The organism is Micromonospora xinjiangensis, from assembly GCF_056150165.1.
In genome coordinates, this window is the sequence record NZ_JAXCFO010000006.1 from 196026 (window position 1) to 210092 (window position 14067).

Consider the following 14067-nt stretch of genomic DNA (forward strand, 5'->3'; position numbering starts at 1 on the left):
TCTCACCGTCCGGGGGCGTACGGGGCGAGCGGGTTGGCGAGCGTGCCCACCAGTTGCAACGCCGCCGACGGGTCGGCCAGGTCGACCATCTGCTGGTTGTTGCGCAGCTGGAGGCGGTTGAGGCAGGAGAGCGCGAACTCCGGGGCGAAGAGGTCGTGGCGGCGGATCCGCTCGGCCAGGTGCGGTACGCCGGCCAGGTAGTCGGCGGCGCAGGCGGCCACCGTACGCCAGAACGCCTCCTCGGTGATCGTGCCCGCCTCCACCAGGATCGCCGCCAGGTGCCGCAGGAAGCAGTCCACCACGTCGGTGAAGATGGACAGCAGCTTCTCCTCCTCGGGCACGTCGACCCGGATCCGCTCGACCTCCGGCGGCAGCGGCCGGTCGGCGCTCATCACGGCGATCTCCTCGGCGATGTCCTTGAAGATCACCCGCTGGACGGTGTCCCGCTCGTCGAGCACGAGGATGACGTTCTCGCCGTGCGGCATGAAGGCCAGGTCGTAGGCGTAGAAGGCGTGCAGCAGCGGGGTGAGGTACGCGTCCAGGTAGCGGCGCAGCCACGCCTCGGGGGCCAGGCCGGAGCGGTCGACCAGCGCGGCGGCGAGGGAGCCGCCGTCGCGGTCGACGTGCAGCAGCGCGGCCATCGTGGAGAGCCGCTGGCCCGGCTCCAGGCCCGGCACCGGGCTCTCGCGCCAGAGCGCGGCGAGCATCTTGCGGTACGGGGAGTAGCGGTCGGTCGCCGCCTCGTACTGCCGGTGCCGGTAGCCGACGGCGGCCCGCTCCCGGATGACGGTGATCCCGGTGGCCGTGAACACCTCGTCGGCGGCCATCAGGTCGGCGAGCCAGTCGTTGATGGCCGGCGTGGCGGCCATGTACGCGGCGGACAGGCCCCGCATGAAGCCCATGTTGAGCACCGACAGCGCGGTCTTGACGTAGTGCCGGCCGGGCTCGGTGAGGTTGAAGAAGGTGCGGATGGACTGCTGGGCGAGGTGCTCGTCGGGGCCCGGGCCGAGGCAGACGAGCCGGCGCTGGGCCACCTCGCCCGCGAACGTGACGGCCAGCTTGTGCCGCCACTGCCACGGGTGGACCGGGATCAGCAGGTAGTCGGCCAGGTCCAGGCCGAGCCCGTCCATGACGGCGGCGAACCGGGCCAGCGTCTCCGGGCCCAGTTCGCCGGCGACCAGGGTGTCGTAGTCGAGGTCGGCGGCGTGGCTGAACGACGCGTGGTCGCGGTGCGCGGCGAGCCAGACCAGCCGGACGGGTCGGGCCGCCTCCGGCGCGTACCGGTGGTACTCGTCGATGCCGAAGCCGAGCCGCCCGTTGTTCGCCACGAAGCAGGGGTGGCCCTCGGTCATCGAGGTCTCGATGGTCTGGAAGTCGGCGCCCGCGAGGTCCTTGGCGCTCATCGGCGGCCGGTCCAGCTTGTACGCGATACCGGCCAGGGTGGAGGTGATCTCCTCCAGGTAGACGGGGAGGACCTGGTCGGAGAGGCCGAGCGCGCCGCGCAGCTCGACGACGAGGTCGACGGCGTCCAGCGGCAACTCCTCGCCGTCGCGCTGCCGGCCGATGCTCTCGGCGTCGATCTGCCAGTGCTCGAGGGCGTACACCCGGGCGGCGAACCGGTACGTCACGGTGCCGTCGTCGCTGCCCACCGCGTACCACCGCCGGCCCGCGCCGGTCGCGGCGTCGGCGGGGGCGTCCGCGGGCTCCGGGGTGAGGAGCCGTTCGTGGGCGAACTCCGCGAGGGCCTTGCGCACCAGCAGCCGGTTGGCGCGCGCCCAGTGCGCCGGGGTGAGGTGGGCGACGGGGTCGAACGTGCTCACGCCGGGGCTCCGTCCCGGGTGGCGGCGGCCGGCGCGGCGGAGCCGAGGCCGGTGGCGGCGTGGAAGCGGTCGCGGGTGCAGATGCTCAACAGGGCGTCCTTCTCGGGTTTGGTGATGGTGCCGACGACCTCGAAGCCGACGGCCGCGTTCAGCGCGTGGACGGCGGTGTTGCGGATGTCCGGCTCGACCACCACCCGCCGGGTCGCGGGATCGGCGAAGAGCCAGGCCATCACCGTGGTGATCACGGCGTGCGTGAAGCCGTGCACGGGGGTGTCGGTGGGCGCGCAGAGGAAGTGCATGCCGACGTCGCCCGGTCGGGCGTCGTACAGGCCGACCAGTTCGACGTGCGCCGGGTCGTAGCGTTCGGCCAGGAAGGCGGGGCGGCCACGCCAGGAGCCGAGGTAGGCGTCGTGGTGCGGGTGCTCGGCGATGTCCCGGTACTCCCGCGCGACCCGGGCCACGTCGGCGTCCTGCATGAGCCAGAACACGGCCTTGGGGTGGGTCACCCAGCCGTGCAGCAGGGCCGCGTCGGTCTCGGGGTCGACCGGGCGCAGCGTGAACTCGCCCAGGCGCGGGTCGACCCGGCCGAACGCCGGGCCGCCGGCCGCGGGCGGGCGCGGGCCGGGGCCGGTCACGACGCCACCCCGGCGGGGGCGCCGAACTCCTGGAACGTGATGCTCTTCTCGATCGGGTAGTGCTCCCGGCCGAGCAGCTCGCGGATGATCCAGGAGTTCCGGTACGCGCCCATGCCGAGGTCGGGCGAGGTGATGCTGTGCGTGTGGGTGCCGCCGTTCTGGAGGAAGATCCCCCGCCCGGTGTGGTCGATGCTGTAGTTGCGGGCCACGTCGTAGCGGCCGCGCCCGTCCCAGCGGATCCGGTCGCGCACCGGCTCCAGGAACTCCGGGGTGCGGTAGCGGTAGCCGGTGGCCAACACCAGCGCCTCGGTGCGCAGGGTGAAGTCGCGCTCCTGCTCCACGTGCCGCAGCCCGAGCGTGTACGTGCCGCTGGCGTCGTCGCGCGCGGCGCTGGTCAGCTCGGTGTTGGTGAGCAACCGGGTGTTCACGGGGCCGGACGCGCTGCGCTCGTAGAGCAGGTCGAAGATGTCGTTGACGAGGTCGGCGCTGATGCCCTTGAACAGGCCCTTCTGCTCGGCCTCCAGCCGGTAGCGGGTCTGCTCGGGCAGGGCGTGGAAGTAGTCCACGTAGTCCGGTGAGGTCATCTCCAGGGTGAGCTTCGTGTACTCCAGCGGGAAGAACCGGGGCGACCGGGTGACCCAGTTCAGCTGGTAGCCGTACGTGCCGATGTCACCGAGCAGGTCGTGGTAGATCTCCGCGGCGCTCTGCCCACTGCCGACCACGGTGATGCTGCGCCTGGTGCGCAGCGTGTCCCGGTGTGCGAGGTAGCGCGAGGTGTGCACCACGTCGTCGCCCAGCCCCGCGCAGGCCTCCGGCACGTACGGCGGGGTGCCGGTGCCGAGCACCAGGTGCCGCGCCCGGTACGTGACCTCGTCGTCGCCCACCCGGGCGCGCACGACGTACCGCTCGTCGGCGGCGTCGTACTCGACCCGGCTCACCTCCTGGTTGAAGCGCAGGTTCGGCAGCTTGGCCGCGGCCCACCGGCAGTAGGCGCTGAACTCGCTGCGCAGCGGGTAGAAGCTCTCCCGGATGTAGAACGGGTAGAGCCGGCCGGTCTCCTTCAGGTAGTTGAGGAACGAGAACGGCGAGGTGGGGTCGGCGAGGGTGACCAGGTCCGCCATGAACGGCGTCTGCAGCCGGGCGGAGGACAGGAGCATGCCGGGGTGCCAGTCGACGCCCGGTCGGGCCTCTAGGAACACCCCGTCCAGCTCCTGGATCGGCGCGGTGAGACAGGCCAGGCCCAGGTTGTACGGGCCGAGGCCGATGGCGATGAAGTCGTGCGTGGACATGCGGCCCTCCTCGGGCGGGTTCGACAAGCCGTCGGTGGTCAGCCGACCCGGCAGGCCAGGTCGGCGGTGGTCCGCTCGTGCACGTACCGGCCCGCGTACCGGGCGATGAGCTGCAGCACGTGCCCGACGTCGTCGAGCGTGGTCTCGGGGTTGAGCAGGGTGAACTTGAGGAAGTGGCGGCCGTCGACGGTCGTGCTGGCGACCAGGGCGGCCCCGGAGGCGGCCAGCGCCTCGCGCGCGTACAGGTTGGCCGCGTCGGCGAAGCCCCGCCCCGGCCCGGTGGGCAGGTAGCGGAACACCACGGTGCTCAGCGGCGAGCGGGTCACCACCTCGAACCGCGGGTCCTCGCTGATCAGCTCCCAGGCGCCGGCGGCCCGCTCCACGACCTCGTCGAAGAGCGCGCCCAGCGCGTCCGGCCCCATCACCCGCAGGGTGAGCCAGAGCTTGAGGGCGTCGAAGCGGCGGGTGGTCTGGAGGCTCTTGTCGACCTGGTTGGGGATGCGCTGCTCCACCATGCGGGCCGGGTTGAGGTAGTCGGCGTGGTAGGTGGCGTGCCGCAGCGCCCGCCGGTCGCGCACGAGGACGGCGCTGGAGCTGACCGGCTGGAAGAACGACTTGTGGTAGTCGACGGTCACCGAGTCGGCGCGCTCGATGCCGTCCAGCAGGTGCCGGCGGGTCCGGGAGACCAGCAGGCCGCAGCCGTACGCGGCGTCGACGTGCAGCCACACCCCGGCCACCGCGCAGATCGTGGCGATGTCGTCGAGCGGGTCGATCGAGCCGAAGTCCGTGGTGCCGGCCGTGGCCACCACCGCCATCACCACCTGCCCGTCGCGCCGGCAGCGGTCGATCTCCCTCCGCAGGGCGGCCGGGATCATCCGCCGCTGGGCGTCGGTCGGGATCGTCACCACCGCGTCGGGGGCCAGGCCGAGCAGCTTCGCCGACTTCTGCACGCTGAAGTGCCCGGCCGCCGAGGTGAGCACCCGCAGCCGGGGCAGCAGCTCGGCGCGGCTCTCCCGCCCCGCCGCGGCCTGGCACGCCTCCTCCCGGGCCAGCAACAGGGCCTGGAGGTTGGACTGGCTGCCGCCGCTGGTGAAGACCCCGTCGGCGGCCGGGCCCAGGCCGATCCGCTGCGCCGTCCACTCGATCAGGCGGCGTTCGATCAGGGTCGCGCCGGCACTCTGGTCCCAGGTGTCCAGGGAGGAGTTCACGGCGGTCAGCACGGCCTCACCGAGCAGCGCCGGGATCACCACTGGGCAGTTCAGGTGCGCCAGGTAACGGGGGTGGTGGAACCAGACGGCGTCACGCAGGTAGACCTCCTCCAGCTCGTCGAGGGCGGACCCGGCGTCGCCGAGCGGCCGGTCGAGGTCGACCCCGGTGATCCGGGGGGCCAGCTCCGCCGGGGTGACCCCGGTGAAGGGACGGTCCACGCCGGACACGCGCCGGGCGACCCGGTCGACGCCGTCGGCGATCGCGGCGCGGTAGCGCCCGACCGTCCGGTCGTTCAGCAGGTGGGCCCGGGCGGCGGGCCCGCCGGGCGGGGCGGCGACGGCCTCGGCGGTGTGTGCCGGCGAGATCATGGGCAGATCCTCCACACTCGGGGTACGGACGGAGCGGATGTCGGGGCAGCCGAAACCCACCGCCGGGGCAGGCGGCGGGACGGCGGGGTGGTGTGGGACGGCGCACCGGGGCGGCGTCGCCGCGGGGTGAGGTGGCCTCGGCGCTGGGGCCCTCCTCACTGCTCGGCGCGGAAGGTGTCCTCGGAGACGCCACGGCGCCAGTAGCCGGAGAAGGTGACGCGGCGTTTGTCGAGGCCGCGGTCGCCGACGAGGTGCCGGCGCACGCCGCGGACCATCGAGGACTCACCGGCGACCCAGGCGTACGGGGTGTCGGACGGCAGCCGGGCGGCGCGGACGGCGTCGACGAGCAGGCTGCTGCCCGGTGGGGTGGCGCCCCGGACGATCCAGCTCACCTCGGCCCGCGCCTCGGTGGGCAGGGGCTGGATGTCGCCGGAGTCGGGCACCTCGATCCAGGCCCGCACCCGGGTGCCGGCGGGCAGCCAGTCGAGGATCCCGCCGACGGCCGGCAGGGCGGTCTCGTCGGCGACGAGGAGGACCAGCCGGGTGTCGTCCGGCGGCCGGAAGCAGACGCTGCGGTTGTCGGGGATCGCGGGGCCGAGGAGCACCACCCGGTCGCCGGGGCGGGCGTGACCCGCCCAGCGGGAGGCCGGCCCGGTGTCGCCGTGGCTCACGAAGTCGATGTCCACCTCGGCGGACTCCGGGCGCTGCGCCCGGATGGTGTAGGAGCGCATCACCGCCCGGGCGGCGGGATCCAGCGCCCGGTACGCGCCGAACCAGTCCGCCACCTCCGCGCCCGGCAGCACCGGGGCCGGTTGGCCGGGGTGCGGCAGGAAGAGGGAGACGCTCTGGTCCCGGCCCCCGCCGGCGAAGTCGCGCAGCTCCTCGCCACCGAGCGTGACCCGGATGAGGCTGGCGCTCAGCCGCCGGGCGGCGACGACCCGCGCCGCGTAGAACCGGTACTGGACGGCGAGGGCCGTGCCCATCAGCTGACCTTCTTCGCCGAACGGATCGCGGTGGCGAGGTTCTCCAGCAGCGGCGCCGCGCCGGCGTACGAGAAGCGCGGCACCGCGTCCCAGGCGGCGACCTGGTTCGCCTTGACGGCCGGCAGCTGACCCCAGGTGGGCTTGGCCGCGAGGTCCTTGGGCTGCAGGGCGGTGCTGCGGTTGTCGAGCAGGATCAGGTCGGCCGGGAACTTGCCGGCGTTCTCCCAGCTGAGCGCCTCGAAGTAGTCGCCCGCCTCGAGCTTGGTGGGCACCACGATGTCCACGCCGAGCTCGGCGAAGTACATGAGGTCGGTGCTGATCTTCGGGTTGGAGACGTAGAAGATGTCCGGGCTGCCGGAGGCCGCCATCACCTTGATGCCCGGGTTGGCCTTCACGGCCTGGCGCACCGACTCGGCCGCCGCCTCGAAGCGGGCCTTGGCGTCGGTGACCTTCTTCGCGGACAGGTCGGCGCCGAGGGACTCGGCGAGCTGGGCGTAGCGCTCGATCGGCTTGGTCATGGGGACCCGCGCCGTGGTGATCGCCACACTCGGCGCCAGCGGGAGGATCTTGCTCTTGCTCTCGTCCGGCACGTACCAGAGCGCACCCGGGTCGTACATGTGGGTCACGAGCAGCTCGGGACGCAGGGCCGCGTACTTCTCGACGCTGAACTCGCCCCACACGTTGCCGAGGATCTCCACGCTCTCCACGTTCAGGTCACCGGCCTGGGGGTCGACGCTGCCGTCCGCCCGCTTCGTCTCGCCGAAGACGCCCACGATCTGCTTGTCGAGACCGAAGTCGACCAGGGCTGCGGCGGTGCCGGTGAAGGCCACGACGCGCGTCGGCCGGCTGTGGGAGCTGAGCTTCTCGTTGCGGTCGTCGGTGAACTCCCACGGCCCTGCGCTGCCGGTCGCGGTCGGCGCGGCGGAGTCGTCACCGTCGCCGCAGCCGGCCATCAGGAGGGCGAGGGTGGCGGCGCCACCGGCGAGGAGACCGCGCCGGGAGACGCGACGGGCGGAGACAGAATCGAGCATGGTGTGGTCTTTCCATCAAGGGTCGGGGGGTGACCGTGGACAGCGCGGTTAGGTTAACCTAACCTAATTCGCTGTCAAGTCTCGTTCGGCGTTTCTCGTCCACCGGAGCCCACACTGTCCGTCCTTCAGTCATCAGCGCCGCGTGTCGGCGCGGCGGCGCCGCCGTCTCCGAGTCGGCACGGTCGCACCGGGGCGCGGGCCGCCGGTCTGGCCGCCGCCGTGCTGCTGCTCACGGCCGTCGTCGTGCTCAGCATCGCCGTGGGCGCGAAGCAGCTCCCCCTGTCGGACGTCTGGGCGGGCCTGCTGCGCGCCGACTCCGCCGAGTACGCGGTCGTGCACGAGATGCGGCTGCCGCGCACGCTGCTCGGCCTGCTGGCCGGCGCGGCGCTCGGCGTGGCCGGGGCGGTGATGCAGGCCCTGACCCGCAACCCGCTGGCCGACCCCGGCCTGCTCGGCATCAACGCCGGCGCCTCCGCGGCCGTGGCGACCGCCGCCCTGCTCGGGGTGACCGCCCTGAACGGCTACGTCTGGTTCGCGATGCTCGGCGCGGCCACGATCACCGCGCTGGTCTACGCCGTCGGCGGTGGACGCGGGGCCACGCCGGCGCGGCTGGCGCTGGCCGGCGCGGCGCTGAACGCGACCCTCTTCTCGTTCGTCAGCGCGGCGATGCTCCTCGACGCCGCCTCGCTGGACCGGCTGCGGTTCTGGACCGTCGGCTCGCTGGCGACCGCCGACTCGGCCACGGTCGGTCGGGTGGCGCCGTTCATCGGGGCCGGCCTGCTCGTGGCGCTGGCCACCGCGCGCCCGCTCAACGCGCTCGCCCTCGGCGACGACGCGGCCCGGGCACTCGGCGCGCGGCCCACGCTGATCCGGGCGGCCGTCATCCTGGCGGTCACCCTGCTCTGCGGCGCGGCCACCGCGGCGTGCGGTCCGATCGTCTTCGTGGGCCTGCTCGTGCCGCACCTGGTCCGCGCCCTCACCGGGCCGGACCTGCGCTGGCTGCTGCCGTACTGCGCGGTGCTCTCGCCCGTGCTGCTGCTCGGCGCCGACGTGCTCGGCCGGGTGCTCGGCCGCCCCGGCGAGCTCCAGGTCGGCATGGTGACGGCGGTGCTCGGCGGGCCGCTGTTCCTGTGGCTGGTCCTGCGGCGGAAGGTGGCCCGTCCGTGACCGTGCTGCGTACGCCGGGCGGGCTCTCGCTGCGGTTCCGCCCCCGTGCCCTCGCCGTCGGCGCCGGCGCCGCCCTGCTCGCCGCCGGCCTGGGCGTGCTGGCCATCGCCGGGGGCGACTACCCGATGAGCCCGGGCGCCGTGCTGCGGACGCTCCTGGGCACCGGCACCCCGGCCGAGGAGTTCATCATCCAGGAGCTACGGCTGCCCCGGCTGGTCACCGCGCTGCTGGTGGGCGCGGCCCTGGCCCTGGCCGGGGCGGTGTTCCAGTCGCTGGTGCGCAACCCGCTGGGCAGCCCCGACATGCTCGGATTCACCCAGGGCGCGTCGACCGGGGCCCTGGTGGTGGTCGTGCTCGGCGGCAGCAGCCTCGCCCTGTCCGGTGCGGCGGTGCTCAGCGGCATCGCCACCGGCGCCCTCGTCTACGCCCTCACCTGGCGCAACAACGTGCACGGCTACCGGCTGATCCTGGTCGGGATCGGCATCACCGCGATCCTCACCGGGGTGAACGGCTACCTGCTCACCCGCGCGCCCCTCATGGACGCGGCGCGGGCGGTGCTCTGGCTCACCGGCAGCCTCGACGGGCGGGGCTGGTCCGAGGCGCTGCCCCTGCTGATCGTGCTCGCGGTGCTCGCGCCCCTGGTGCTGCTCGGCTGCGGGCCGGCGCTGCGGATGCTGGAGATGGGCGACGACAGCGCCGCCGCCCTCGGCGTCCCGGTGCGGCGGCTGCGGATGGCGCTGCTCGCCGCGGCGGTGCTGCTCGTCTCGTTCGCGGCCGCGGCCGCCGGGCCGGTGTCCTTCGTCGCGCTCACCGCCCCGCACCTGGCCCGCCGCCTCACCCGCTCCCCCGGGCCGAACCTGCTCCCCGCGATGTGCGTGGGGGCGGCCCTGCTGGTGGGCGCCGACCTGCTCGGGCAGCGGGCGTTCGCCGACCACCAGCTCCCGGCCGGCGCGATCACCGGCGCGATCGGCGGGGCCTACCTCGTGTGGCTGCTGGCGATGGAACGCCGGGCGGGCCGGCTGTGAGCGCGGGAATCGACCACGGCACCACCCCGACGAGAACGGAGCACCACGTGATGCAGGCCGGCACCTCTCGGCTCAGCGGCACCGGCATGACCCTCGCGTACGACCGGCGCACCATCGCCGAGGACCTCACGGTCGAGGTCCCCGACCAGTCGTTCACGGTGGTCATCGGTCCCAATGCCTGCGGCAAGTCGACGCTGCTGCGGGCGCTGTCCCGGATGCTCAAGCCGACCGCCGGATCGGTGCTGCTCGACGGTGCGGACATCCACCGACGGCCCGCCCGCCAGGTCGCCCGGACGCTCGGACTGCTGCCCCAGTCCTCCATCGCACCGGACGGCATCACGGTGGCCGAACTGGTGGCCCGCGGCCGGTACCCGCACCAGGGCCTGCTGCGGCAGTGGTCCCGTGAGGACGAACGGGTGGTCGACGAGTCGATGGCCGCCACCGGGGTCGCCGACCTCGCCGACCGGACGGTGGACGAGCTCTCCGGCGGTCAGCGGCAGCGGGTGTGGATCGCCATGGCGCTCGCGCAGCAGACGCCGTTGCTGCTGCTGGACGAGCCGACCACCTACCTGGACATCGCCCACCAGATCGAGATCCTCGACCTCTGCGCCCGGCTGCACGAGGACCAGGGCCGGACGCTGGTGGCGGTGCTGCACGACCTGAACCACGCGGCCCGGTACGCCACCCATCTCGTCGCGATGCGCGACGGGCGGGTGGTCGCCGCCGGGAAGCCCGCCGAGGTGGTCACCGCCGAGCGGGTGGAGGAGGTGTTCGGGCTGCCCTGCCGCGTGGTGGACGACCCGGAGACCGGCACACCGCTGGTCGTCCCGGCCGCCCGCCGGCGGGCCGCCCCGCTCGCCCCGGAACCGGCGTGACCGCCCGCGTCTACCGCGACCCGTGGGGTGTCCCGCACCTGCGGGCGGCCGACGAGGCGGCCCTCGTCGCCGCCCAGGGCCGGGTGACCGCGTACGACCGGGCCTGGCAGCTGGAGGTGGAGCGGCACCGGGCCCGCGGCAGCAGCGCGTCCTTCCTCGGCGCCGACGCGGTGGGCTGGGACCGGTTCGCCCGGCAGGCCCGGCTGGAGGACACGGCCCGCCGCTGCTACGACGCCCTCGACCCGGCCACCGCGGCCTGGGTGCGCGGCTACGTCGACGGGGTGAACGACGGCCTGGCCGCCGGGGCCGCCCGGGCGCCCGAGTTCGCCGCCGTCGGGCTGGAGCCCGGCCGGTGGGAGCCGTGGACGCCGCTGGCAGTGTGGCTGTCCCACCACATCCTCTTCGCCAACCTGCCGACGAAGCTGTGGCGCGAGCATGTGGCCCGGCACCTCGGCGAGTCGGCGATGACCCTCTTCGCGGCCGACGCGCCGGCCACCGCCGGCAGCAACGGCTGGCTGCTGGCCGGCGAGCGCACCGCGGGTGGCGGGGCCCTGCTGGCCGGCGACCCGCACCGGTACATCGAGGACCCGGGCGTCTACCAGCAGATCCGGCTGGCCTGCCCGGAGTACGACGTGGTCGGCCTCGCCGTGCCGGGCGTGCCCGGCGTCGCCCACTTCGGGCACACCGGCGCGGTGGCCTGGGCGATCACCAACGCTTTGGCCGACTACCAGGACCTGTACGCCGAGCGGCTGCGCCGCCGCGACGGCGTCGTCGAGGCGTACGGCCCGGACGGGTGGGCCCCGGTGCCGGCGCACCGGGAGACCGTCGACGTGGCCGGCGACGACCCGGTCGAGGTGGAGGTCGTCGAGACCGCACGGGGACCGGTGGTCGTCGGCGGCCCGGAGCACGGGACGGGGATCAGCCTGCGCCACCCGCCCCGGGTGCTGGCCGAGTTGGGCTTCGCCGCGCTGCCGGCGCTGCTGCGCGCCCGGACGGTGGCCGACGTGGACCGGGCGGTCGACCGCTGGGTCGAGCCGGTCAACGTGCTCCAGGCCGCCGACACCGGTGGCGGGCTGCTGCACCGGGTCGCGGGCGCGGTGCCGGTGCGCCACCCGGCGAACCGGCTGCGGGTCGTGCCGGCCTGGGACGCGGCGCACGCCTGGCAGGGCTGGTACGCGCCGATGCCCCGCGCCGACGTACGCGACCTCGCGGTGATGGCCAACGCCCGGGGGCTGGCCGCCCCGCTGGGCGTGGAGTTCGCGCCGCCGCACCGGGCCGACCGGATCCGCGAGCTGCTCGACGCCCGCAGCGACTGGACGGCCGAGGAGATGGCGGTCGTGCACACCGACACGTACCTCGCCGCGGCCGGTCCGCTGCTGGCCCGGCTCGCCGCGGTGACGGCACTGTCCCCGGCCGCCGCCGCGCTGCGCGAGCGGCTGCGCGGCTGGGACCGCGGGATGGCCGCGGACAGCCGCGACGCGGCCGCGTTCGCCCTGGTCCGGGCGGCGCTCGTGCGGCGGCTCGCCGCCCACCCGGCGCTGGCCGCGCTCGCCGACCCGCCGTCGTACCCGGCGCTGTTCCAGCCGTGGCTGGCGTTGACGCCGCGGGTGGGCCTCGCCGTGGAGGCGCTGCTGCGCAGCGGCCTGCTGCCCGACGGCGACCCGGAGGAGCTGCTGCGCGCCGCCGTCGAGGAGGTGGCCGAGCGGTACGCCGTCGGCGTGGCACCGGCCGGTGCGACGACCGGCGCGGCCGGCGGGTCAGCGGCCGGCGACGGCGGGCCCGGCGCGCCGACCGGCGGCGCCCGGCGTGAGCTGCCGCGCTGGGGCGACCTGCACCGGCTCACGGCGTGGCGGGCGCTGCCGGAGGCGGCCGTCGACCCCGTGCCGGGGCTGGCCGGCGACCACGACTGCGTGCTCGCCACCTCCAGCGTTCCCGGCGTCACCCACGACTGCCTGCGCGGGCCGGCGGCCCGCTACGTGTGGGACCTCGGCGACCGGTCGCGGAGCCGCTGGGTCGTGCCGTTCGGCGCCTCCGGTGTGCCCGGCGACCCGCACCACCACGACCAGACGGCCGCCTGGCTGGCCGGCGACCTGCTACCCGTCACCACCGACTGGGACCAGCTCACCGAGGAGCGAGATGAGCACTGACCAGGGCACCACCGTGCCACCCGGCGTCCGGGGCCCGCACCGCTACCACCGGGACGTCCCCGGCTTCGGCGAGGTCACGATCCGCCCCGTCGACCCGGACGGAGACGCCGACCTGCTGCACGGCTGGGTGACGCAGGAACGGGCCCGGTTCTGGGGGATGCGCGACGCGAGCCGGGAACGGGTCCGCGAGATCTACGCGTACCTGGACTCGCTCACCACCCACCACGCGTACCTCGTGCACCGCGACGGGCGGCCGGTGGCGCTGTTCCAGACGTACCAGCCCGACGCCGACCCGGTCGGCGAGTGCTACGAGGTGCGGCCCGGCGACTTCGGGGTGCACCTGCTGATCGGTCCGCCGGACGCGGCCGAGCCGGGGTTCACCGGCGGGCTGATCTCGGCGGTGTTCGACTTCGCGTGGGCCGACCCGAGCCGGCGGCGGCTCGTGGCCGAGCCGGACGCCCGCAACGAGAAGGCGATCGCCCGGCTGCTGCGTACCGGCTTCCGGCTCGGGCCGCTCGTCGACCTGCCGGAGAAGCGGGCGAGGCTGCTCTTCCTCGACCGGCCCGCGACCGGCGGCACGGCGCGCCCGGACCCGGCCGGCGCCCGCTGACGGGGCGGCCGCCGGCCGGGCGCCCGGTCACGGGATGGTGAGCCCGTACGCGGCCAGGATCTCGCCGATCGGCTGGTAGTAGGTGGTGCCGCCGCTGGTGCAGTTGCCGCTGCCACCGGAGAGGATCCCGACGATCCGGCCGGTCGCGGCGACGTAGAGCGGGCCGCCGCTGTCACCGGGCTCGGCGCAGATGTTCGTGCGGATGAGCCCGGACACCGAACCGGTCGCGTAGTTGACCGTCTGGTTCAGGCCGGTGACGGTGCCGCAGCGCACGCCGGTGGTGGAGCCGCTGCGGCAGACCGCCAGGCCGATGGTGGCGGTGGCGGTGCCGGGCACCGGGAGTAGACCCGGGTAGGTGTAGACCGCGCTGGGGTGGGCGATCGTGCCGGTGTAGCGCACCACGCCGTAGTCGTTGCCGGGGAAGCTGCTGCCGGTGCGGGAGCCGAGGACGGTGGTGCCGGCGGCGTTCGCGTACCAGGTGGCGGCGACGTTCGTGCAGTGCCCGGCGGTGACGAAGTACCAGGTGGTGCCGCTGCGGACGTTGGCGCCGAGCGAGCAGCGCGCGCCGGAGCCGTAGATGGCCTCGCCGCCGGCGATCAGGGTGCGCAGCTGCCCGGGCTCCCGCCGGAGCGCGGCGCCGGCCCGCGCCGCGACGTCGCGCAGCGCCGCGAGGTCGCGTCCGCGCACGGTGTCGTCGACGGTGAGGGTCATCCGGCCGGTGGCCGGGTCGAGGCCCCAGGCGGTGCCGGCGGTACGCACCTGCGTGAGCACCCGCGCCGCGGCGGCGGGATCGGGCCGGGGCTCGGCGGCGGAGCCCGGCCGGGCCTGGGCGACGGCCGGGGTGCCGAGCAGCAGAGCGGTCAGGACGAGGACGACGAGCGGGAGACGACGCATCCGAACCTCCGACA

The 14067-nt window shown here is 74.6% G+C and carries 12 protein-coding genes; 5 read left to right on the plus strand and 7 right to left on the minus strand.

What is annotated here, in order from left to right:
- Positions 1 to 2: 2 nt before the first annotated feature.
- From SM573_RS22410 to SM573_RS22435, 6 genes are all read right to left on the minus strand, one after another.
- The gene (locus SM573_RS22410) at positions 3 to 1820 is read right to left on the minus strand and encodes an IucA/IucC family protein (protein WP_474616972.1); all 1818 of its coding nucleotides are present in this window, start codon (positions 1818 to 1820) and stop codon (positions 3 to 5) included.
- The gene (locus SM573_RS22415; RefSeq protein WP_474616973.1) at positions 1817 to 2455 is read right to left on the minus strand and encodes a GNAT family N-acetyltransferase; all 639 of its coding nucleotides are present in this window, start codon (positions 2453 to 2455) and stop codon (positions 1817 to 1819) included. Before SM573_RS22415 ends, SM573_RS22410 begins: the two co-directional genes overlap by 4 nt.
- The gene (locus tag SM573_RS22420) at positions 2452 to 3744 is read right to left on the minus strand and encodes a lysine N(6)-hydroxylase/L-ornithine N(5)-oxygenase family protein (RefSeq protein ID WP_474616974.1); all 1293 of its coding nucleotides are present in this window, start codon (positions 3742 to 3744) and stop codon (positions 2452 to 2454) included. The genes SM573_RS22415 and SM573_RS22420 overlap by 4 nt, the downstream gene beginning before the upstream one ends.
- Positions 3745 to 3782: 38 nt before the next feature.
- Complete coding sequence (locus SM573_RS22425; RefSeq protein WP_474610529.1) at positions 3783 to 5321, minus strand: pyridoxal phosphate-dependent decarboxylase family protein; 1539 nt, start codon at positions 5319 to 5321, stop codon at positions 3783 to 3785.
- A gap of 155 nt (positions 5322 to 5476) precedes the next feature.
- Positions 5477 to 6304 carry a siderophore-interacting protein gene (locus tag SM573_RS22430; RefSeq protein ID WP_474610530.1) on the minus strand — a complete coding sequence of 276 codons (828 nt, stop codon included), beginning with the start codon at positions 6302 to 6304 and terminating at the stop codon, positions 5477 to 5479.
- Complete coding sequence (locus tag SM573_RS22435; RefSeq protein WP_474610531.1) at positions 6304 to 7335, minus strand: ABC transporter substrate-binding protein; 1032 nt, start codon at positions 7333 to 7335, stop codon at positions 6304 to 6306. Before SM573_RS22435 ends, SM573_RS22430 begins: the two co-directional genes overlap by 1 nt.
- A gap of 66 nt (positions 7336 to 7401) precedes the next feature.
- On the opposite strand from SM573_RS22435, the gene SM573_RS22440 reads away from it, so the two are divergent.
- The 5 genes from SM573_RS22440 (at position 7402) to SM573_RS22460 (ending at position 13159) form a co-directional block, all read left to right on the plus strand.
- On the plus strand, positions 7402 to 8502 hold the full coding sequence (locus tag SM573_RS22440; RefSeq protein WP_474617105.1) for a FecCD family ABC transporter permease: 1101 nt from the start codon (positions 7402 to 7404) through the stop codon (positions 8500 to 8502).
- Positions 8499 to 9527, plus strand: a complete 1029-nt coding sequence (locus tag SM573_RS22445) for a FecCD family ABC transporter permease (protein WP_474616975.1) — start codon at positions 8499 to 8501, stop codon at positions 9525 to 9527. The genes SM573_RS22440 and SM573_RS22445 overlap by 4 nt, the downstream gene beginning before the upstream one ends.
- An 86-nt stretch (positions 9528 to 9613) precedes the next feature.
- Positions 9614 to 10402 (plus strand): ABC transporter ATP-binding protein, encoded by a 789-nt coding sequence (locus tag SM573_RS22450; RefSeq protein WP_474610967.1) that lies wholly within the window; start codon positions 9614 to 9616, stop codon positions 10400 to 10402.
- Positions 10399 to 12549, plus strand: coding sequence for a penicillin acylase family protein (locus tag SM573_RS22455; RefSeq protein WP_474616976.1), 2151 nt, complete (start codon positions 10399 to 10401; stop codon positions 12547 to 12549). Before SM573_RS22450 ends, SM573_RS22455 begins: the two co-directional genes overlap by 4 nt.
- The gene (locus SM573_RS22460) at positions 12539 to 13159 is read left to right on the plus strand and encodes a GNAT family N-acetyltransferase (RefSeq protein WP_474616977.1); all 621 of its coding nucleotides are present in this window, start codon (positions 12539 to 12541) and stop codon (positions 13157 to 13159) included. The genes SM573_RS22455 and SM573_RS22460 overlap by 11 nt, the downstream gene beginning before the upstream one ends.
- A gap of 27 nt (positions 13160 to 13186) precedes the next feature.
- Here the strand turns inward: SM573_RS22460 and SM573_RS22465 are convergent, their stop codons facing one another.
- Positions 13187 to 14053 (minus strand): S1 family peptidase, encoded by an 867-nt coding sequence (locus tag SM573_RS22465; protein ID WP_474610535.1) that lies wholly within the window; start codon positions 14051 to 14053, stop codon positions 13187 to 13189.
- Between the last annotated feature and the right edge of the window lie 14 nt (positions 14054 to 14067).